Raw genomic sequence first — 20,095 nt, 5'->3', positions numbered from 1 at the left:
GCCACGCGTGGAGGGGCAGGGGGCATCATCCACGCATGGCGTGGATCTACTCGTCGACGCGCTCGCCCATCATTTCGCGCTGGCGCTTGTCCAGTTCCTCCGCATAGCGCTTGCGCACGAATGCTTCAGACACCACGCCCAGCACCTGGCCATCGTCGGCCACCACCGCCAGCTCGTCGGCCTGGGTCTGGTCGAACCGCTGCATCACGGTCACCACGTCGGCGCTGGCGGCGAGTGCCACGTCGCGGTTCTCGGCGAACGTACCTACGACGTCCTCGGGCTTCACGCCGTCGCCGAACAGGCGCGGAATCTGCACGATGCCAGCGTAGTGGCCTTCACTGTCGATCAGGATCACCCGGCTGCCCGAGCCCAGCGGGAAGCGCTGGCGGAAGGCGGCGGCATCGAGGTCGGCCGGGGCGGTGGCCACACCCTTGCGCATCATCCGCCCGGCATTGAGGTTGTGCACCCAGYCGATGTCACGCGCGCTCTTGATGGTTTCCCCGCGCAGGTGCATGCGCCAGGTCGAGAAGGAATAGCCGAACCACTGCCGCACCAGGGTGCTGGACACCAGCACGGCGCTCATCACCACGCTGGTCAGCAGGAAGTCGTGGGTGCCTTCCAGCACCAGCATGGCCATGGTCATCGGCGCGCCAACCACCGCCGCGGCCAGTGCAGCCATGCCTGCCAGCGCTGCCGACGTGGCGTCGACCACCGGGACGCCGGTGGCCATCGCCAGCAGCCCGGCAAACAGCGTGCCGACCAGGGTGCCCATGAACAGCGAGGCGAAGAACAGGCCGCCGCGGAAACCGAAGCCCAGCGAAATGCCGGAGGCCAGGCATTTCAGCGTCAGCAGTCCGCCGATCCAGATCAGCGGCAGATGGGTGGTCAGGTCCAGGTGCAGCGCTCCGTGGCCGGACGACAGTACCTGCGGGCTGGCCAGGGCCAGCGGAATCAGCAGCAGGCCGCCCACCACCGGGCGCCCCCACAACGGCAGCGGGCTGCGCTTGACCGTGCCTTCGATGGAGGCGATCAGGCGCATCACCACGATGCCGACCATCGCACAGCAGCAGCCGAGCAGGCCGTAGATCGCATAGTCGGCTGCGCGCACGTCGATGGTCGATGCCGCCGGCAGCAGATAGGCGTCCACGCCGGCCTGGTCGGCAACGAAGGCACCGGCCAGCGCGGCCACCGCAACCGGCGCCAGTGCCGCCGGCGTATAGGCACCGATGACGATCTCGAAGGCGTAGAAGGCCCCGGCCAGCGGTGCACCGAAGGCCGCGGCGATCGCACCGGCCGCGCCAGCACCGACCAGGATGCGCACGTCGTTGCGGCGCAGGCGCATCACCCGCCCCAGCTGCGAACCGCTGCCGGCGCCCATCTGCGTATACGACGCCTCCAGTCCGACCGAAGCACCACAGCCATTGGAGACCAGGGTCTGGGTCAACACGATCAGGTTGTCGCGCATCGACATGCGACCGCCATGCAGTGCATTGGCTTCCACGGCATCCAGCAGGGGGCGTTTCAGGCGCGTGGCAGCCAGGCTGACCAGGCCCACCACCAGGCCACCCAGCGGCAGCACCAGCAGGGCAGTCCAGGTCAAAGCGGGCAGCGAGCTCAGGCGCATGCCCTCGTCCAGCCCATACAACGCCGTCTGCAGGGTGCGTGCCAGCCCAGCCTGCAACAGGGTCAGGCCGCCGGCGATCAGCCCGACCACCAGCGCCAGGGCGATGAACCACAGGTCGCTGCCGCGCAGGCGCAGGCGCAGGCCCTGGAAGGCCAGATGCAGGCGCGATGGCGAAGCGGTGGAGGACATGGTGGCGGCATGATACGCCGCCACCGTGAGCGCTACCGTCACCGCATCAGGCGGTTGCCATGCTCAGAAGCGGTAGCGGCCCTGCACGTAGAACGTGCGCGGCGCGGCCACCATGCGCCCGGCGTTGCCATCCACGTTGCGGGTGTACCAGCGCTTGTCGGCCAGGTTGTTCACGCCCACCGCGACCTCGCTGTCGGCCAGCCAGGGCAGCTGCCAGGCGGCCTGCGCGTTCCACAGGCGTACGCCGGGTACACGGCCTCCGCGCGCGTCGGCGGCTTCTTCCCAGGTGTTGGCGGCATCGGAGAACTGGCCGCTCTGGTGGGTGCTGGACACGTTGAAGGTCCAGCCGGCCAGCGCATAACGGGCACCTACGCTGTCGGTATCGCGCGCGTAGAACGGCACATCCAGGCCGCGGTTGTCGCCGGACTGCTGGATGGCCTTGGTCCAGGTGTAGTTCGCGTACAGTTCCAGGCCGGCCAGCGCGCTGCTTTCGGCAAAGCGGTACTCGATCGCGCTTTCCACGCCCTTGTGGTCGGTGGCGCCGATGTTCTGGAAGGTGGGCGGGGTGATGCCCGGCACCTGCAGGATCTGGTTGTCGAAGCGCATCTTGAACACGGTCACTTCCGCGCGCAGCCCGCCATCCTGCCAACGCGCGCCCAGCTCCGTGGTCCTGGCGATTTCCGGGTTCAGCGGATTGGTCGCGCTCTGCGAGTTCAACTGGATGTTCTGCACCGGCCCGAACGAGGTGGTGTAGTTGCCGAACACGGTCAGCTGCGGGGTCAGCAGGTAGGCGACGTTGAGCGAGGGCAGGGCCTTGTCGTTGCGGCTGCTGAAGGTCGCGCCGCCGCCGGCCTGGCGGCGGTCCATGTCGATCCACTCCATGCGCACGCCGGGCGTGATCCGCCACCGACCGATGGCGATGCGGTCATCAACGTAGAACGAGTGCGCGTCGGTGGCGTTGTCGAAGCGGGTGGTCGCGCCGGTCGCACCGGTACGGCGGGTAACGGTGTAGCTGCGGTCGTTGCCGCGCTCGCGCAGGAAGCGGTAGCCGGCGGTGATGTCGTGCACGCTGCTGCCCCAGTGCAGGCGCTGGGTGTAGCGTGGCTCGATGCCGAGCACACGGTAGTCGCGCGGCTGCACCGTGATCTGTGTGTTGGCCGCGTTGATCAGCGAACTGGCCCGGTTGCTTTCGTTGTAATACGCCAGCACCTCGAACTCGCTGTTCTCCGACAGCGTGTTGGTGTAGCCCAGGTCGATGCCGGTGCGATGGCCCTTCCAGAAGTCGGACGGGCGGGTGTTCTGGAACGGATCGGCCTGGTACTGGGCGGGGGTCAGGCCGCCCGGAGTCAGAGAACGCACGTCGTAGTACGACAGCTTGGCGCGCAGTTCCTGCTGTGCGTCGATGGCATAGGCGAACTTCAGCGCCAGATCATCGAAGCGGTCATCGCTGCCCTGGCGCCAGCCGCGGCCGTCCTGCCCCGAATACAGCAGGGCCATGCCCATGCCGTTGTCGGCGGTGCCGCCGAGGAACGCGTTGTACTGGGTGCTGTCGCCGCCGCCGTGGTCGTAAGCGCTGTAGCGCACGCCGGCCTCGCCGTGCAGACCGGCCGCAGTCGGAATCGCACGGGTGCTGAAGTTGATGATGCCGCCGACATTCTGTGGCCCGTAACGCACCGCGCCGCCGCCACGCACCACGTCGATCGACTCGATGTTGGCCAGGCTGGCCGGGGCGAACGACAACTGCGGCTGGCCGTACGGCGCAACCGCCAGCGGCACGCCGTCCAGCAGGACGGTCGAGCGCGGCGAGTAGCGACCGGTCAGGCCACGCACGCCGATGTTGAGTGACACCGAGCTGCCGGCGGTGCCGGAGTTGTCGGTGACCTGCACGCCGGGAATGCGGCGCATGGCATCGCCCAGGCTGGCGGCACCGCTGGCCTCGATGCGCTGGCGATCAACCACGGTACGTGCGCCGGCGAAGCTCTTGACGCTGTCGTGCAGGCCGGTGCCCAGCCAGCTGCCCGATACCTGGATGCTGTCGAGCGTGGTGGCGCTGTCCTGCGCGAAGGCGCTGGCAGCCGGGATCAGGCACAGGGCGAGGGCGGCGGCCAGGGGCAGGCGGGCCGGTTGCAGGGCAGGGATGGGCATCGTTGCGGGCAGCGGAAGGGCGTAAATGAGAATTATTGCTGATTCCATTCGCCATTGGAATCGGCACACGGTTCAGCGCTTTGACCCGGTGGTAAAGTGATCAATTGCCTCCTGACCCGCTGAGATCTGCCATGTCCACTGCTGCTTTCTACCCCGTCGGAACCCCTGGCCAGCCGTGGGGCGTGGCGGAACGGGAGCAGTGGCGTGCGCGCCAGCAGCGCCTGCGCCGTTATGACGAGGAAGTGCTGCCGCGCATCGATGCACTGGCCGGGCGCTTCGACAAGGTGGCTTACGGCCAGCTCGACTATGCAGGCGAGACCTATACCCTGTTCGCCCTGCGCAGCCGCGACTGGAACCCGGCATTGCCGGCCGCGCTGGTAACCGGCGGTGTGCACGGCTATGAGACCAGTGGCGTGCTGGGCGCGCTGGAATTCCTCGAAAAACACGCCGACACCTATGCCGGCAAGTCCAACCTGCTGGTCGCGCCGTGCGTGAATCCGTGGGGCTTCGAGCGCATCAACCGTTGGAACTTCGATGCGATCGACCCGAACCGCAACTTCCGCGCGGACGGCCCGGCGCGCGAATCAACGGCGCTGATCGAACTTATTGCACCATTGAAGGGCCAGTTCGTGCTGCACATCGACCTGCACGAAACCACCGATAGCGACGAGAGCGAGTTCCGCCCCGCACTCGCCGCGCGCGATGGCAAGCCGTTCGAACCGGGCCTGATTCCCGATGGCTTCTACCTGGTGGACGACAGCGGGAATCCGCAGCCGGCCTTCCAGCAGGCCGTGGTCGCCGAAGTGGAGAAGGTGACCCATATCGCACCGGCCGACGACAAGGGCGAGATCATCGGTTCTCCGGTGGTCGCGCATGGTGTGATCGAGTACGCGCTGGTGCCGCTGGGCCTGTGCGCCGGCATCACCGGGGCGAAGTACACCACCACCACCGAGGTCTACCCGGACAGCCCCCGCGCGACGCCGGCAACCACGGGGCAAGGGGATGCCGGCCAGCGGCCGGCACTAGCTCACCCCAACGCCTCGGCCCACCACAACGCTGCCGGCCCCGGTGGCGTATCGCGGCGCCACACCAGGTCGCTGTGGATGCGCCTCGGCCAGCCCGGCACGCGCAGTTCCAGCAGGCGGCCCCGGTCGTAGCGCTGCACCAGCGCACGCGGCAGCTCGGCCCAGCCGATGCCGTCCTCGGCCATCTCCATCACCATCAGGTAGTCCGACGCGGTCCATGCCGGCCCACTGATCGGCGGTGCGTGGTCGACCTGCGCACTCAGCCGCACCTGCCGATGCCGGGCCAGTTGCGCCGCCGCGCGCACGCCCGCCTGCGCAAGCGGATGGTCGCTGGCCACGTACACCGCCAGTTCGCTGTGGTGGGCCAGGGGCTGGGCCACCAACGCATCGGGGTACTGCGCCTGTCGCGGCAGCAGTCCCAACCCGGCGCGGCCAGCATCAACCAGTTCCAGCACGTCGCGCCCCTCGGCATCCAGCCATTCCAGCTCGATCTCGGGAAATGCCTCGGCAAACCGCTGCAGCACACGTTGCGCCGGATCGAGCTGGTAGACATCGGAGAACACCACGGTCAGGCGTGGCTCCACGGGTGCGGCCAGGCGCACGCTGAGTTGCTGCAGGCGCGCGTCGGCGGCAAGGATTTCCTGCGCGTGGCCCAGCACCTGCCGGCCGGCGTCGGTCAACTGCGGATAGCGGCCGCTGCGGTCGAACAGAACCATGCCCAGGTCCGCTTCCAGATGGGCAATGGCAGTGCTGACCGTGGACTGGGTCTTGCGTAGCCGGCGGGCGGCCGCCGAGAACGAGCCCAGCGCGGCAGCCTCGACGAAGGCCTGCAGGGATTCGGGAGAATAGGGCATTGATCCATCGCTCCTGTCGATGGAATCCATTTTGATACCACCGTAAAAGACGATGATACTGGCCGCCGTCGTCCCTGTCTGCGGGGGCGTTCCGGATCATCCACGCACGGCGTGGATCTACTGATGACGGGGCGCGGTCCCCGTCCCGCAAGGAGCTTCACATGTCCCGTACTGTTCCCGCCCGTGGCGCCTTCGTCGCCTGGGCCTGCCTGACCGTGGCGATCGTCGCCGAAGTGGTCGGCACGTCCTTCATGGCCCATGCCGCCCGCGATGGCGGCTGGACCGGCTATGTGGTGATGGCCGCCGCGCTGGCGCTTTCCTATTACTTCCTGGCGCTGTCGGTGCGCCGCATCGCCGTCGGCGTGGCCTATGCGGTGTGGGAAGGCCTGGGCCTGACCCTGCTGACCGTGGTCGGCATCAGCGTGTTCGGTGAGAGCCTGTCGCTGCAGCAGCTGGCCGGTCTGGTGCTGGCGGTGGTCGGCATCGTCTGTGTCACCCTCGGGGAGGCGCACTGATGAACTTGATGGCCTTGTTTTTCGTGATCTGCTCGGCGCTGATCGATGTGGCCGCGAACATGATGGTGGCCAAGTCCGATGGCTTCCGTCGCTGGCGTTGGGGTGTCGGCGCCATCGTGCTGGTCTGGATCGCCTTTGCCCTGCTGGGCCAGGCCGTGCGCTACATGGACCTGGCGACCGCCTATGCGATGTGGGGCGCGATCGGCGTGATCGGTACGGCCACCTGCGGTCGCCTGCTGTTCGGCAACCGCCTGCGCCCGATCGGTTGGATCGGCATCGGCCTGGTCACGGCGGCCGTGCTGCTGCTCAGTACGGCGTGATCCCGGCTTGATTGCGGCGATCAGTGAGGTGGCCGACACTTGGGCTTTCCCGCAACGGAGTGCCCGCATGTTCAGTCACGTCACTGTCGGAACCAACGACATGGCGGCTTCCCGCCGCTTCTACGATGCCTTGTTCACTGCCATCGGCGGTCGCGCAGGCGTGTTCGATGACGAGGGCAAGCTGGTCTATATCAAGGATGGACGGATGTTCATGGTCATCCCGCCCATCGATGGCGAGGCGGCGTGCCATGCCAACGGCGGCACCATCGGCTTTGCGCTGGCAGACCCGCAGGCGGTGCATGTCTGGCAGGAAGCGGGGGTCGCCCACGGCGGTACCGCGGTGGAAGACCCGGCCGGCGTGCGGCACAAGGCCGGGCGCCAGTTGTACCTGGCCTACCTGCGTGATTCCGACGGCAACAAGCTGTGCGCCGTGCATGTGATGGGGTGAATCGTCGGTGCCGGACGCGGCGTGTCGTAATCGGACCAAAGTGACAACGCCGCCCGGCACGCCCGCCGGTCTGCAGGCGCGCGCGTAGCACGGAAATCCAGCCGTTCAAGCCTGCGCGGTGCCACGACTTCATCCTGTGTCCACTGCGATTCAGCCAGAATCGGTCGGCTTACTCTTTGATCGATCCGGAGATGGCTGCCCATGGAAGCACTGGAGCCTCAACATCAGCCGGTGCGAACCCTGCGGCCCGTCTTCGCCTTCGCGGCGATCGTTGTCGTTGCCTTCGCACTGTTCGTCAGCCTGTATCCGATCGGCGCCGGTCGCCTGCTGGTCAAGGCGCAGGACTGGGCCGCGCTCAACGTCGGCTGGTACTACCTGCTGGCGATGACCCTGTACCTGGTGTTCGTGGTCGGCGTGGCGCTGTCCAAGTACGGCGGCATCAAGCTCGGTGCCGACCATGACGAACCGGAGTTCAGCTACCTCTCCTGGGCCGGCATGCTGTTCGCAGCAGGCATCAGCATCACCCTGTTCTTCTTCTGCGTTTCCGAGCCGCTGACCCACTACCTGCAGCCGCCGCAGGGCGATCCGGCCGCGGGCGAGGCCGGTGCGCGCCAGGCCATGCAGCTGCTGTTCCTGCACTGGGGCCTGCATGGCTGGGGTGTGTTCGCGCTGGCGGCGATGGCGATGGCCTATTTCGCCTACCGGCACAACCTGCCTTTGGCATTGCGGTCTGCGCTGTATCCGCTGATCGGCAAGCGCATCAACGGCCCCATCGGCTATACCGTCGACGCCCTGGGCATCGTCGCCACCGTGTTCGGCATCGGCGCGGACATGGGCTTCGGCGTGCTGCATCTCAACGCTGGGCTGTCGCACCTGTTCAACGTGCCGCACTCGAACATGGTGCAGATCCTGCTGGTGGTGGCGATGATGGGCGCGGCGGTCGCAGTGGCCGTGTCCGGCGTGGAGAAGGGCGTGCGCTGGATGGCCAACATCAACATGCTGCTGGCGATCGCGCTGGTGCTGTTCATGCTGTGCGCCGGTCCCACCCAGTACCTGCTCAGCACGCTGATGCAGAACCTGGGCGACTACCTGGGCAGCGTGGTGGGCAAGAGTTTCGACGTATACGCCTATGGCGGCCGGCCGGAATGGCTGGGCGGCTGGACGGTGTTCTACTGGGCCTGGTGGATCGGCTGGGCGCCGTTCGTCGGCCTGTTCATCGCGCGCATCTCGCGCGGCCGCACCATCCGCGAGTTCGTGTTCGGCGTATTGCTGATCCCGCTCGGCTTCACCCTGGCGTGGCTGTCGATCTTCGGCAACAGCGCGCTGGACCAGGTGCTGCACCATGGCCAGCAGCAGTTGGCGCAGCTGGCGGTGGATGACCCACCGACGGTGCTGTATGCGTTGCTGGATGGCTACCCGTGGAGCAAGGCGGTGATCGGGGTGACCGTGCTGGTCAGCTTCATCTTCTTCGTGACGTCGGCCGATTCCGGGGCGGTGGTGCTGTCCACGCTGTCCTCGCATGGCGGTGCGCCGGAGGACGATGGCCCGCGCTGGCTACGCGTGTTCTGGGGCACGGTGATCGCGGTGCTGACCGCTGGCCTGCTGCTGGCCGGCAGCATCGATGCCCTGAAATCAGCAGTGGTGCTGGCCTCGTTGCCGTTCTCGGCGGTGCTGCTGTTGATGATGTGGGGCCTGACCCGTGCCTTCAGTGACGAGTCGCACCGCAAGCGCGCGCAGCAGTTCAGGCCATCGCCGCTGATCGGCGATGACCGGCACCACCAGGGCTGGCGCCAGCGCCTGACCCAGGCCATGCACTTCCCGGTACGCGACCAGGTGTACCGCTTCATGGATGACACGGTGAAGCCGGCGATGGAGGCGGTGGCCGAGCAGCTGCGCGAGCAGGGCTGGGACGTGCAGACGCGGTTCGAAGCGGGCGACATGGAGCTGTCGGTCAACCACGGCGAGCAGCAGGACTTCCAGTACCGGGTGATCCTCAGTGGCTACCTGACCCCGTCCTTCGCCGCGCAGCAGCTGCGCAACCAGCGCTACTACCGCGCCGAGGTGCATCTGTACGAGGGTAGCCAGGACTACGATCTGGTCGGCTACAGCCGCAAGCAGATCATCAACGACATCATCAGCCAGTACGAACGGCACCTGCAGTTCCTGCACCTGAGCCGTTGATGCAGCCACGCCGGGCATGGCCCTTGCCTTTGGTGGGTGCGGACCATTGGTCCGCACACTCCTGTAGTGCCGGCCGCTGGCCGGCAACGGGAACGGGGCGGCGGCATGCCCGCCGCCCCTTTGCACATCAGAACCGGTAACGCGCGCCCAGCGAAACGAACTGCCCGCGCAGGTTGTACTGGCTGATGTCGAAGCCGTTGGAACCGCCGGCCGGATCGAACGGCGGGTCCTTGTCGGTCAGGTTCAGCACCGACAGCGACAGCGTGGTCTTCGGAATGCCTTCATAGGCCACGTACAGGTCCAGCTGGTGGTACGGCTTGACCCGATCGCGCAGGCCCGGATTGCTGGTGGCCGTGGCTACGCGCTGGTCATAGCCGCTCATGTACTGCAGGCTCAGCGTGCTGCTCCAGTCGCCCACCGCCCAGTTCAACGAAGTGGTGCCGCGGGTGCGTGGCAGCGCGCCATGGCGGTTGTTGCCGGCGCCGTCATAGGGCGCCTGGCCGGCCACCAGCGGCTGCTTGAAGCTGAGCAGGTGGGTCCAGCTGCCGGCCACGGTGAAGTTGCCCCAGCCGTCGGTGCGGAAGGTACGGTTGGCTTCCAGGTCGATGCCCGAGGTGGTCAGCTCGCCCTGGTTGGCGTACTGGTTGGTGATGATCTGGATGCGGCCCTGCGCATCGCGCTGCACGCGACCGGGGAACAGGCCCGGATTGTCGACGATGAACTGCGCGCTGTCCGGCTTGACCAGGTTGTCCTGTTCGATGCGGTACCAGTCCAGGCCGATGCTGGAATCGGCATCGGGTGACCACACGGCGCCGACGTTGAGGTTGCGCGAGCGCTCGGCCTTCAGGTCCGGATTGCCGGTGCGCAGGTTGGTCACGCCGCGGCTGCCGCCGGGCTGCAGCGGATCGAACGGGTCGACCACCGAGCCGTAGCTGATGGTCTGCCCCGGTGCGATCTCCGGCAGCGACGGTGCACGGAAACCACGCGAGAACGAGCCACGCAGCAGCAGGCTGTCCAGCGGTTGCCAGCGCAGCGCGAACTTCGGCGAGAATGCCTTGCCGAAGTCATCGTAGTGGTCACCGCGGCCGGCTACCTGCAGCTCCAGCGTGCGATGCAGCGGCACGCTGAACTCGGCATAGGCGGCACTGACCTGGCGCTCACCGTCGACGATGTTGATCGCCGGGCGCAGTTCGGTACCGGACAGCACCTGCGCACTGGTGCGCGCGTCCAGCGATTCCTTGCGGAATTCCGCGCCCCAGGCGAAGCCGATCGCACCCGCCGGCAGTTCCCACAACGAGGTCGATGCCTTGACGTTGAGCGAGTGCAGCTTGTACCAGCCCGGGCGCTTGGTCTGCAGGCGCAGATCGTCCAGTGCGCCCGGCGTGCTGGATGGATCGAGGAAGTTGTAGCTGCCATCGCGCAGGATCTGCTGGAAGGCGTAGCGGTCCACGAAGTTGTCCACGTACTCGCGCTGCGCGCTCTGCGAGGTCAGTGCGGCCACTTCCCAGTCCCAGCGTTCGCCGGTGCCACGCACGCCGGCCAGGGCGCGGTAGAACACCTGGGTGTTGTCCTTCAGGCGCGGGCCGAGATCGAAGAAGGTGTATTCGAACGGCAGCGGCGCGCTACCCGGATTGTTCGGATGGCCGACCGGCAGCACCGCGGCGATATCGGTCAACGTACCGGTGGCGGGATTGTAGGCACGCAGGCCCGGGCCGACCGTCAGCGGCGCACTGAAGATCTGGTCGGCCTTGTTGTGGCTGTACAGCACATCAGCGAAGGCTTCGACGCTGTCGTTGAAGCGGTAGGTCGCGCTCAACGACGCCYGCAGGCGCTCGGCGCCGGGCTGCAGGGTCTTGAACGGCTGCGCGTTGAAGGCGCAGGCCTGGCCGGGCAGGGTGCTGCCGAAGTCACTGTAGGGACGCAGCTCGCTGCCATCGGGGCAGGACGCGAACGGTTGCGGCGCGCGCGGGTTGGCCAGCGTGTTGCCGCCAGCGGTGGACCAGCCGGCCAGGCGGCCACCGGGCTTGTCGCGGAAATCGCCGTCGCGGGTGTACGCGCGCTGGTCAGCATCGAGGCGGTCGCGCTTGAGCAGATCCAGCCCGAACAGCACGTTCCAGCCCTGCTGTTCGAGGTCACCGAAGCCGGCCAGCAGGTTGGCCTTGCGCTCGTTCAGGCCGCCCTGGGTGGCGGTGCCGAAGCCACCGCCGACCTCCACGCCTTGGAAATCACGACGCAGGATGATGTTGATGACGCCGGCGATGGCGTCCGAGCCGTACACAGCCGAGGCACCATCCTTCAGCACTTCGATGCGCTCCACCGCGCTGATCGGCAGCGCGTTGAGGTCGACGAAGGTGTCCTGGGTGTTGAGCGCGAAGCCGAAGTTGGCCACGCGGTAGCCATTGACCAGCACCAGCGTGTTCTTCGGTGACAGGCCGCGCAGGCCGATCGACGCCGAGCCTGCAGCGAAGCTGCCGGTGTACTGCTCGTCGAAGCTGTTGCCGGCGTTGGCCGACAGGTTGCGCAGCACGTCGGTAAGGGTGGAGCGGCCGGTCTGCAGGATCTGCTCGCGGGTGACGATCTGCACCGGGTTGGGGCCGGCGGTGTCGCTGCGCTTGATGTTCGAGCCGGTCACCAGCACGGTGCCGAGGGTGGTGCTGTCCTTGCCGGTGTCGGCGATTTCAGCGGCGCCGGCAGTGCCAGCGACGAGGGCCAGCGCGACCGCGCTGGAAAGCAGGGTGGTGCGATACATGGAAGCGACTACGCCAAACGGGGGAGGAGTCGTCAGTACCGCACGCGGGTGAGTGCGCCTTCCAATGACGAAAGCGCATTCAGTTATACATCACAGGTTCTTAACGAAAGTCGGCGGCCTTGGTGGGGCAGACCATCCYGGTGGGTGCCGACCATCTCAATGGGGCAGATCATCCCGGTGGGTGCGGACCGTTGGTCCGCACGCTCCTGCACGGTCAGAGCCCTTCCCTTTCAGAAAGGGAGCCGACCCCCAAGGGCATCACGCGCGCAGCAGCACCTTGCCATTGCGGCCCGAACCGGCGCCGGCTTTTGCCGCCTGGGCGATGTCGTCCAATGCGAAGATCTGCTCCACCGGCAGGGTCAGTTCCCCCTCGGCCGCACGCTTCAGCAGTTCACCCACCAACCGCCGCTTGTCTTCCACCGCCATTGCCTGGCTGACCTTGCTGCCCCAGAAGCCCTTCACCGTGGCTTCCTTGTAGATCAGGCCGCCGGCGGGAATGCGCATCGGCTCGCCGCTCATCACGCCGAAGGACACCAGGGTGCCGTGGTGGCCGAGCAGGTCGACCAGGTCGCCGCTGGCATCGCCGCCGATGGAGTCAACCGCGGCCGCGGCCTGCGATTCGCCGGTGGCTTCGCGCACACGGTCCTTCCAGCCGTCCACCGAGGTATCGAACACGTGATCGATGCCCAGTGCCTGCAGTTGCGCCACGGCCTCGGCATTGCGCACCAGGTTGGCCACGTGCACGCCGCGCGCCTTTGCGAGCATCGCCAGCGATTTGCCGACGGCACCGTTGGCGGTGTTCTGCACGATCCACTGGCCCTGCTCGACGTGCAGGAATTCCAGCAGCATCAACGCGCTCAGCGGCATGGCGATCAGCTGTGCGGCCATTTCATCGGCGATCGCGTCCGGCATCGGGATCACCATCCGTGCCGGTGCGATGAACGCCTCGGCCCAGGTGCCGTGCACCGAGGCGGCGGCAACACGCTGACCGATCTGCAGGCCGTCGACGCCTTCGCCGAGCGCATCGACCACGCCCAGTGCTTCGCTGCCGCCGATCGCCGGCAGCGTCGGCTTGTAGCCGTACAGGCCACGCACGGTCAGCAGATCGTGGTTGTGGATCGAGGCCAGCACGGTGCGGATGCGTACTTCGCCGGGACCGGGTTCGGGCAGGGGGGCATCGGCAACGGCGAGGACCTGGGCTGGATCGCCGAAGGAGGAGTACAGGGCAGCGCGCATGGGCGGTGTTCCAATGAAAGTTGATGTTGTATCGAACTGGGGGGCGCGCCGGGCGTCGACAAGGCCGCGTACGTGCAACACGGCATCCTGCGACCGATGGTCGCGACGGTGCGCAATTACCGCATCTTGTGTTGACGGCTCGGAATATCCCCACTATGTTGTGGCCGTCACTCCCGGTCAGCCGCCGCCGCCGGACATGCAGCAAACGTCCCGCGGCCCGCCCCTGAAGGCTTGCCGTGTCGACGCGGCCGCCATCGTGCGGACGCAGGTCGCCCCCACGGCCCGGATACCGGCCGCAGGCGCAGGCAGATGCCGACGACCTGTGTTCCCGCCCCTTGGCACATCACCCGTTCGCCCCGTGCGCCGGTATCGCGTGCAGGGCCGCCATGGCATCGGGCGCCGACGCGCGCACGAGCCTGGAGTTCCACCACCATGACCGACAGTACCTTCCGCGTGGCCGACCTGGCCGGCGCCGGCGACGCCATGCGCGCCAGCGGCGAGCGCGTGCCGACCTGGATCACCAAGGAAGCCGGCAATCGTCGCCTGCCGTACGATGCGGCGCGCCTGCTGCGCAGCATCGATGCCATCCACGCCGAGCTGCCGCAGCTGGATGTGGCCGACTATCGCCGCGTGGTGCTGGCGATGGTCGAACGCAAGCCCAGCATCAGTGCCGATGATCTGGTGGATCTGCTGATCCGCGAAGCGGAATCGCGCGTCGACCTTGTCGCGCCGCAGTGGGAACAGTTCGCTGCACGCCTGTACCTGCGCCGTCTGTACAAGCGCGCCAGCCGCAACCGCTTCTACGATGTCAGCCTGAAGTACGGCTCCTTCGTGGGCCTGCAGGAAAGCCTGGCCGACCGCGGCATCTACAGCAACGACATCCTGCGCTGCTATTCGAAGGAAGAGCTGCAGCAGGCCGGCGAGATGATCGACCCCGAGCGCGATCGTCTGTTCGCCTATAACGGGCTGTACCTGCTGGCCACGCGCTACCTGGCTACTGATCGCAGCCGCGAGGTGTATGAGCTGCCGCAGGAACGTTGGCTGACCATTGCCCTGTACCTGATGCAGAACGAGGGTGGGGCTGGTGAGAGCGGCCGCGTGCGCCGCATGCAGCTGGTGGGCGAGGCGTACTGGGCGTTGTCCAACCTGTACATGACCGTGGCCACGCCAACCCTGGCCAATGCAGGCAAGGTCGGCGGCCAGCTGTCGAGCTGCTTCATCGACACGGTGGACGACAGCCTGCAGGGCATCTATGACTCCAACACCGATATCGCCCGTGTGTCCAAGCACGGTGGTGGTGTGGGTGCGTACCTGGGGTACGTGCGCAGCAGTGGCGCGCCGATCCGCGGCGTGCCCAACTCGTCCGGCGGCGTGGTGCCGTGGATCAAGCAGCTCAACAACACGGCGGTGTCGGTCGACCAGCTCGGCCAGCGCAAGGGTGCAGTGGCGGTGTACCTGGACATCTGGCACCGCGACATCGAGGCGTTCATGGACCTGCGCCTGAACAACGGCGACCAGCGCCTGCGTGCGCATGATGTGTTCACCGCCATCTGCGTGCCGGACCTGTTCATGGAGGCCGTCGAGCGCCGTGCCGACTGGTACCTGTTCGATCCGCACGAGGTGAAGCAGGCCAAAGGCTGGTACCTGCAGGATTTCTACGACGAGAAGCGAGGGCAGGGCAGCTTCCGCGACCGCTACGCCGAGCTGGTGGCCGACGAACGCATCAGCCGTCGCACGGTGAAGGCGATCGACCTGTTCAAGCGGATCATGCTCAGCCAGCTGGAAACCGGCAACCCGTTCCTGTTCTACCGCGACGAAGTGAACCGGAAGAACCCGAACAAGCATGCGGGCATGGTCTATTCCAGCAACCTGTGCACCGAGATCCTGCAGAACATGAGCCCGACGCGGATGATCCAGGAGATCGTCAGCGGCGACCAGATCGTCACCACCCGCCGCGCGGGCGACTTCGTGGTCTGCAACCTGTCGTCGATCAACCTCGGCCGTGCCATCACCGCCCCCGAGGATCTGCTGGCCAAGGATGTGCTGGAACGCTTGATTCCGATCCAGGTGCGCATGCTCGACAACGTGATCGACCTCAACGCGCTGCCGGTGCCGCAGGCCACCATCACCAACCGCAAGTACCGCGCCATCGGCCTGGGCACGTTCGGCTGGCACCACCTGCTGGCACAGCAGGCGATCCATTGGGAATCGCCCGAGGCCGAGGAACTGTCCGATCGCCTGTTCGAGCGCATCAACTTCCTGACCATCCAGGCCAGCGCGCAGCTGGCCAAGGAGAAAGGCAGCTACCCGATGTTCGCTGGCAGCGACTGGCACAACGGCAACTATTTCCGTGACCGCGATTACAGTGGCGCGGCCTGGGACAGTCTTGCGCGCGAGGTAGCGACCAACGGCCTGCGCAATGGCTGGCTGCTGGCGGTGGCGCCGAACATGAGCACCGCGCAGATCGCCGGCTCCACCGCGTCGATCGATCCGATCTACAGCGCGTTCTACTACGAGGAAAAGAAGGACTTCCGGCGGCCGGTGGCCGCGCCTGGCCTGTCGCTGGAAACCTGGCCGTACTACGAGAAGGGTGCCTACAAGGTCGACCAGTTCGCCAGCGTGCGGCAGAACGCACGCCGCCAGCGCCATGTGGACCAGTCGATCAGCTTCAACCTGTACGTGCCCAGCACGATCCGCGCCAGCACGCTGCTGGAGCTGCACCTGAGTGCCTGGCGCGAAGGGCTGAAGACCACCTACTACGTGCGCTCCAACGACATCGATATCAGCGAATGCGAGTGGTGCTCGAGCTGACCAGCCCGACCCCTCGGTGGTAGTGCCGGCCGCTGGTCGGCAACCCGTCAGCAACAGAACGAAGGCAGAAGACCATGGCAACACCCCTGGACCGCATCAAGATCCTCGAACCGCGCCACCCCAACCGCAGCACCGGCATCATCAACGGCCGCACCAGCGGCATCCTGAACTGGAACGACATTCCGTACCCGTCGTTCTATCGCGCCTACAAGGAGCTGTCGACCAACTTCTGGATCCCCGACGAAGTGGACATGAAGGTGGATGCACGCCAGTACGGCGAGCTCAACGCGCGCGAGAAGAACGCCTACGATTCCATCATCGGCCTGCTGGCCACGCTGGATTCGCCGCAGACGCGCTTCATCTACAACGTCGCCGAGTACATCACCGATCCGGCCGCGCACGCCAACGCGGCGATCATCGGCCAGCAGGAGGTGATCCACAACGAGAGCTACAGCTACGTGCTTGCCTCGATCACCGACCTGCCCAACCAGAACCGCATCTTCGAGATCGCCCGCACCCATCCCACCATCATCAAGCGCAACGCGCCGATCATGGGGGCCTACGACGACTTCATGCGCGAGAAGACCGCCGAAACCCTGCTGAAGTCGTTGATCCAGTCCTCGATCCTGGAAGGCATCAACTTCTATTCCGGCTTCGCGTATTTCTACAACATGGTGCGGCAGAACCGCATGAACGGCACCGGCAAGATCATCAGCTTCATCAACCGTGATGAGCTGGCCCACACCAAGTTCATCAGCGAGCTGATCCGCGCCATCATCGGCGAGAACCCGGAACTGCAGACCAACGAGCTGACCGCCTACGTGCACCAGTCGTTCGAACACGCCATCGAACTGGAAACCCAGTGGTCGGCGGAGGTGCTCGATGGCATCGATGGCATCGACGTGGACGAGATGGTGCGCTACGTGAAGTACCGCGCCAACAAGATGGCCGGCATGCTCGGCATCGAGCGCCTGTACAGCGACACCACCGACAACGTGATGCCGTGGATCAAGGCCTACGCCGACAACTTCACCGAGACCAAGACCGACTTCTTCGAGATGCGCAATGCAAGCTACAAGAAGACCAACGTCGACAACGGCTTCGACGACCTCTGAGCGCGGCCTGGCGCTCCGCATCCTGATCGTGGTGGCGTCGCTCAGCGGCAACACCCGTGAGCTCGGCCGCCACATCGCCGCGCGTTGCCGGGCCGCAGGCCACGCCGTGCACTGGCAGGAGGCCGACGACCTGCGCCAGGCCCCACCGTTGCCGGTGGACGAGGCTGACCTGGTGCTGCTGGGCTGCTGGACCGACAACGCCGGGCGCACACCGTCGGAGATGAAGGCCTGGGTGGCAGGCATCGCCGAGCGCGGCCAGCGGCCGCGGCAGGTGGCGGTGTTCGGCACCGGTGAAACGCAGTGGGGGCAGGAGTACTACTGCGGTGCGGTGCACCGGCTGATCCGCTATTTCGACAGTGGCTACCCGCCGCTGGAGATCGAACAGATGCCACATGGCCGGCGGCATGCCGCGGCCATCGATACCTGGACCGATGCGGTCCTGGATCAATACTGGAGCACCACCGATGCAGATCATCGACGCCACCACGCCTGAGCAGTTCCAGCAGTTGCTGGCCGACCATCCGCGCGTGCTGGTGGACTTCCACAAGGACCAGTGCCCGGGTTGCCGGGTGCTGGACATGTCGTTGCAGCGGGTGGCCAGCGGCACCGGGGGGCAGGGCACGACCCTGCTGCGGGTGCAGCTGGAAGTGGTGGGTGAAGCATTCTTCCGCGAGATGGGCCTGCGGCAGACTCCCACGCTGTCGCTGTTCCTGGACGGTGACGAACGCATGCGCATGCCGGGCTTCCAGTCGCCGCAGCAGATCGAAGCGGCGATCGCCGAGTTCCTGTAGCCCAGGATCAGGGTCGGATCCCTCGCCGCAGGCTAGGGCTCTGACCCCACTTCGACGCATGGCTTCGATCATCGGGGTCAGAGCCCTTGCCTGTGGCAAGGGATCCGACCCCGGGCGCGCGGATCAACCGCCAGCGAACGTATCCACCAGCAGCTTCACGTTCAGCACCACGATCACCAGTGCGATCACCCAGGCGATGCCGCCCAGCCAGCGCGGCGCCACCAGCGCGCCCATCGTCATCTTGTCGGTCACGATCCGTACCAGCGGGATGATCGCGAACGGCAGCTGCATCGACAGCACCACCTGGCTCAGCACCAGCAGCTTCACTGCGCCCTGGTCGCCGAACAGCATGATGACCACCACCACCGGGATGATGGCCAGCGCGCGGGTGATCAAGCGCCGCAGCCATGGCGGCAGGCGCAGGCGCAGGAACCCTTCCATCACGATCTGCCCGGCCAGTGTCGCCGTCACCGTGGAGTTCAGGCCGGACGCGAGCAGCGCCACGGCGAACAATGTGGAGGCCAGGCCCACGCCCAGCATCGGCGCCAGCAGCTGGTGCGCCTGCTCGATGTCTTCCACATCGAAGCGGCCGTTGGCATGGAACACCGACGCCGCCAGGATCAGGATGCTGGCGTTGATGAACAATGCCAGGGTCAAGGCAACGGTGCTGTCGGTGACGGCCCAGCGCAGCGCGCTGCGACGGCCTTCATCGGTGCGTGGATAGGCACGGGTCTGCACGATGGAAGAATGCAGGTACAGGTTGTGCGGCATCACCGTGGCGCCGATGATGCCGATGGCGATGTACAGCGCATGCGGATCAGTGACCACCTGAGCGCGCGGAATGAAACCGCCCAGTACCTGCATCACCGGCGGCGCGGCCAGCGCGATCTGCACCATGAAGCAGCCGAAGATCACCAGCAGCAGCGCGATCACGAAGGCTTCCAGCGCGCGGAAACCGCGGTTCATCAGCAGCAGCACCAGCAGCGTGTCCAGCGCGGTGATCACCGCGCCCCACAGCAGTGGCAGGTCGAACAACAGTTTCAAGGCGATGGCCGTACCGATCACTTCGGCCAGGTCGCAGGCGATGATCGCCGCTTCGCACAGCGCCCACAGCGCCAGGTTCACCGGCTTGGGGTAGCGCGCACGGCAGGCCTGCGCCAGGTCCATGCCGGTGGCGATGCCCAGCCGTGCCGACAACGCCTGCAGGATCACCGCCATCAGGTTGGAGATCAGGATGACCGACAGCAGCAGATAGCCGAAGCGCGAGCCGCCTGCCAGATCGGTGGCCCAGTTGCCCGGGTCCATGTAACCGACCGACACCATGTAGCCCGGGCCAAGGAAGGCCAGCAGCCGGAACCACCAGTGGCCTTTGTCGGGCACGGCAATCGACGCGTTGAGCGCACCCAGGCTGGCCGGAGTGGAGGCGGCAGAATCGGTGGGTGCGACGGTGTTCATGGCTGTCAATATAGCCATTGCTATATCGCATAGCAATGTGAAACAATCGTCTTTACTGCGTCACTGGTCCAGAATTCAGGTTCGCACCCGATGACAACTGCAGGACAGGCACACGCGTGGGCAAGACGGACGATTCGACATCGCTGAAAATCACCCCCTTGATCGAGGCCGAGCGCCAGGTCGAGAGCTTCCGGCAAGTGCGCGAAGCACACCGGATGGAACTGGTGGAGGACTATGTCGAGCTGATCTCCGACCTGTTGGCCGACGGCGGCGAGGCCCGCCAGGTCGACATCGCTACCCGTCTCGGCGTGGCCCAGCCGACCGTGGCAAAGATGCTGCGCCGGCTGGCCCGTGACGGCTGGGTCGTGCAGCGCCCGTATCGCGGCGTGTTCCTGACCCCGGAGGGCGAGGCGTTGGCCCATGCCAGCCGCCAGCGCCACCAGACCGTGGAGCGCTTCCTGCTGGCGCTGGGCGTGGACCCGGATACCGCGCGGCGTGATGCCGAGGGCATCGAGCACCATGTCAGTGAGCAGACCTTGGCGCTGTTCGACGAATTCGTGCGCAAGGCCGAGGGCGGCTGAGTCGCGGTTTCTACTGCTGTTCGCGCGGTATGGAATGAGTGCATCCACGCATGGCG

General features: G+C 66.4%; 15 protein-coding genes and 1 pseudogene. 10 read left to right on the top strand and 6 right to left on the bottom strand.

All coding sequences use genetic code 11. From position 1 onward, the window contains the following. Positions 1 to 46: 46 nt before the first annotated feature. The gene (locus AB4Y98_RS17910) at positions 47 to 1,813 is read right to left on the bottom strand and encodes a chloride channel protein (RefSeq protein ID WP_442244828.1); all 1,767 of its coding nucleotides are present in this window, start codon (positions 1,811 to 1,813) and stop codon (positions 47 to 49) included. 63 nt (positions 1,814 to 1,876) lie between these two features. After that, positions 1,877 to 3,958 carry a TonB-dependent receptor family protein gene (locus AB4Y98_RS17905; RefSeq protein WP_442244827.1) on the bottom strand — a complete coding sequence of 694 codons (2,082 nt, stop codon included), beginning with the start codon at positions 3,956 to 3,958 and terminating at the stop codon, positions 1,877 to 1,879. Between the two features lie 131 nt (positions 3,959 to 4,089). Here AB4Y98_RS17905 and AB4Y98_RS17900 point away from each other — a divergent pair. Further along, positions 4,090 to 4,941, top strand: a pseudogene (locus AB4Y98_RS17900) (M14 family metallopeptidase); the annotation flags it as partial. A gap of 44 nt (positions 4,942 to 4,985) precedes the next feature. On the opposite strand, the gene AB4Y98_RS17895 reads toward AB4Y98_RS17900, so the two are convergent. Continuing rightward, positions 4,986 to 5,837, bottom strand: a complete 852-nt coding sequence (locus tag AB4Y98_RS17895; RefSeq protein ID WP_033831329.1) for a LysR family transcriptional regulator — start codon at positions 5,835 to 5,837, stop codon at positions 4,986 to 4,988. Positions 5,838 to 5,998: 161 nt separating this feature from the next. Here AB4Y98_RS17895 and AB4Y98_RS17890 point away from each other — a divergent pair, with 161 nt between their 5' ends. The 4 genes from AB4Y98_RS17890 to betT all read left to right on the top strand — a co-directional run bounded on the left by AB4Y98_RS17890 (position 5,999) and on the right by betT (position 9,301). After that, on the top strand, positions 5,999 to 6,352 hold the full coding sequence (locus AB4Y98_RS17890; RefSeq protein ID WP_059064403.1) for an SMR family transporter: 354 nt from the start codon (positions 5,999 to 6,001) through the stop codon (positions 6,350 to 6,352). Further along, the gene (locus tag AB4Y98_RS17885; RefSeq protein ID WP_032975307.1) at positions 6,352 to 6,672 is read left to right on the top strand and encodes a DMT family transporter; all 321 of its coding nucleotides are present in this window, start codon (positions 6,352 to 6,354) and stop codon (positions 6,670 to 6,672) included. The genes AB4Y98_RS17890 and AB4Y98_RS17885 overlap by 1 nt, the downstream gene beginning before the upstream one ends. 100 nt (positions 6,673 to 6,772) lie before the next feature. Next, a complete protein-coding gene (locus tag AB4Y98_RS17880) occupies positions 6,773 to 7,120 on the top strand; it encodes a VOC family protein (RefSeq protein WP_442244826.1) in 348 nt (115 codons plus the stop codon). Between the two features lie 201 nt (positions 7,121 to 7,321). Next, positions 7,322 to 9,301 (top strand): choline BCCT transporter BetT, encoded by a 1,980-nt coding sequence (betT, locus tag AB4Y98_RS17875; protein WP_025878562.1) that lies wholly within the window; start codon positions 7,322 to 7,324, stop codon positions 9,299 to 9,301. A gap of 127 nt (positions 9,302 to 9,428) precedes the next feature. Here betT and AB4Y98_RS17870 read toward each other — a convergent pair whose 3' ends face one another. Together AB4Y98_RS17870 and AB4Y98_RS17865 are read right to left on the bottom strand one after the other, a co-directional pair. Continuing rightward, positions 9,429 to 12,050, bottom strand: a complete 2,622-nt coding sequence (locus AB4Y98_RS17870) for a TonB-dependent receptor (RefSeq protein WP_442244825.1) — start codon at positions 12,048 to 12,050, stop codon at positions 9,429 to 9,431. A gap of 258 nt (positions 12,051 to 12,308) precedes the next feature. Next, entirely contained in the window at positions 12,309 to 13,286 is a 978-nt protein-coding gene (locus tag AB4Y98_RS17865; protein WP_442244824.1) for a zinc-binding dehydrogenase, read from the bottom strand. Positions 13,287 to 13,769: 483 nt separating this feature from the next. On the opposite strand from AB4Y98_RS17865, the gene AB4Y98_RS17860 reads away from it, so the two are divergent. The 4 genes from AB4Y98_RS17860 (at position 13,770) to AB4Y98_RS17845 (ending at position 18,003) form a co-directional block, all read left to right on the top strand. Beyond that, a complete protein-coding gene (locus tag AB4Y98_RS17860; RefSeq protein ID WP_442244847.1) occupies positions 13,770 to 16,097 on the top strand; it encodes a ribonucleoside-diphosphate reductase subunit alpha in 2,328 nt (775 codons plus the stop codon). Positions 16,098 to 16,171: 74 nt separating this feature from the next. Then, on the top strand, positions 16,172 to 17,212 hold the full coding sequence (locus AB4Y98_RS17855; protein ID WP_025878567.1) for a ribonucleotide-diphosphate reductase subunit beta: 1,041 nt from the start codon (positions 16,172 to 16,174) through the stop codon (positions 17,210 to 17,212). A gap of 25 nt (positions 17,213 to 17,237) precedes the next feature. Further along, a complete protein-coding gene (locus tag AB4Y98_RS17850; protein WP_442244846.1) occupies positions 17,238 to 17,705 on the top strand; it encodes a flavodoxin in 468 nt (155 codons plus the stop codon). Then, positions 17,677 to 18,003, top strand: coding sequence for a thioredoxin family protein (locus AB4Y98_RS17845; protein ID WP_442244823.1), 327 nt, complete (start codon positions 17,677 to 17,679; stop codon positions 18,001 to 18,003). The genes AB4Y98_RS17850 and AB4Y98_RS17845 overlap by 29 nt, the downstream gene beginning before the upstream one ends. Positions 18,004 to 18,126: 123 nt before the next feature. On the opposite strand, the gene AB4Y98_RS17840 is transcribed toward AB4Y98_RS17845, so the two are convergent. Beyond that, positions 18,127 to 19,458, bottom strand: coding sequence for an Nramp family divalent metal transporter (locus tag AB4Y98_RS17840; protein ID WP_428704961.1), 1,332 nt, complete (start codon positions 19,456 to 19,458; stop codon positions 18,127 to 18,129). Between the two features lie 116 nt (positions 19,459 to 19,574). On the opposite strand from AB4Y98_RS17840, the gene mntR reads away from it, so the two are divergent. Further along, positions 19,575 to 20,039, top strand: coding sequence for a manganese-binding transcriptional regulator MntR (mntR, locus tag AB4Y98_RS17835; RefSeq protein WP_442244822.1), 465 nt, complete (start codon positions 19,575 to 19,577; stop codon positions 20,037 to 20,039). Positions 20,040 to 20,095 lie beyond the last annotated feature (56 nt).

It is taken from the genome of Stenotrophomonas sp. 2YAF26 (genome assembly GCF_052114625.1).
In the GTDB taxonomy this organism is placed as follows: domain Bacteria; phylum Pseudomonadota; class Gammaproteobacteria; order Xanthomonadales; family Xanthomonadaceae; genus Stenotrophomonas; species Stenotrophomonas indicatrix.
This window is presented reverse-complemented; position numbering and strand designations above follow the sequence as displayed.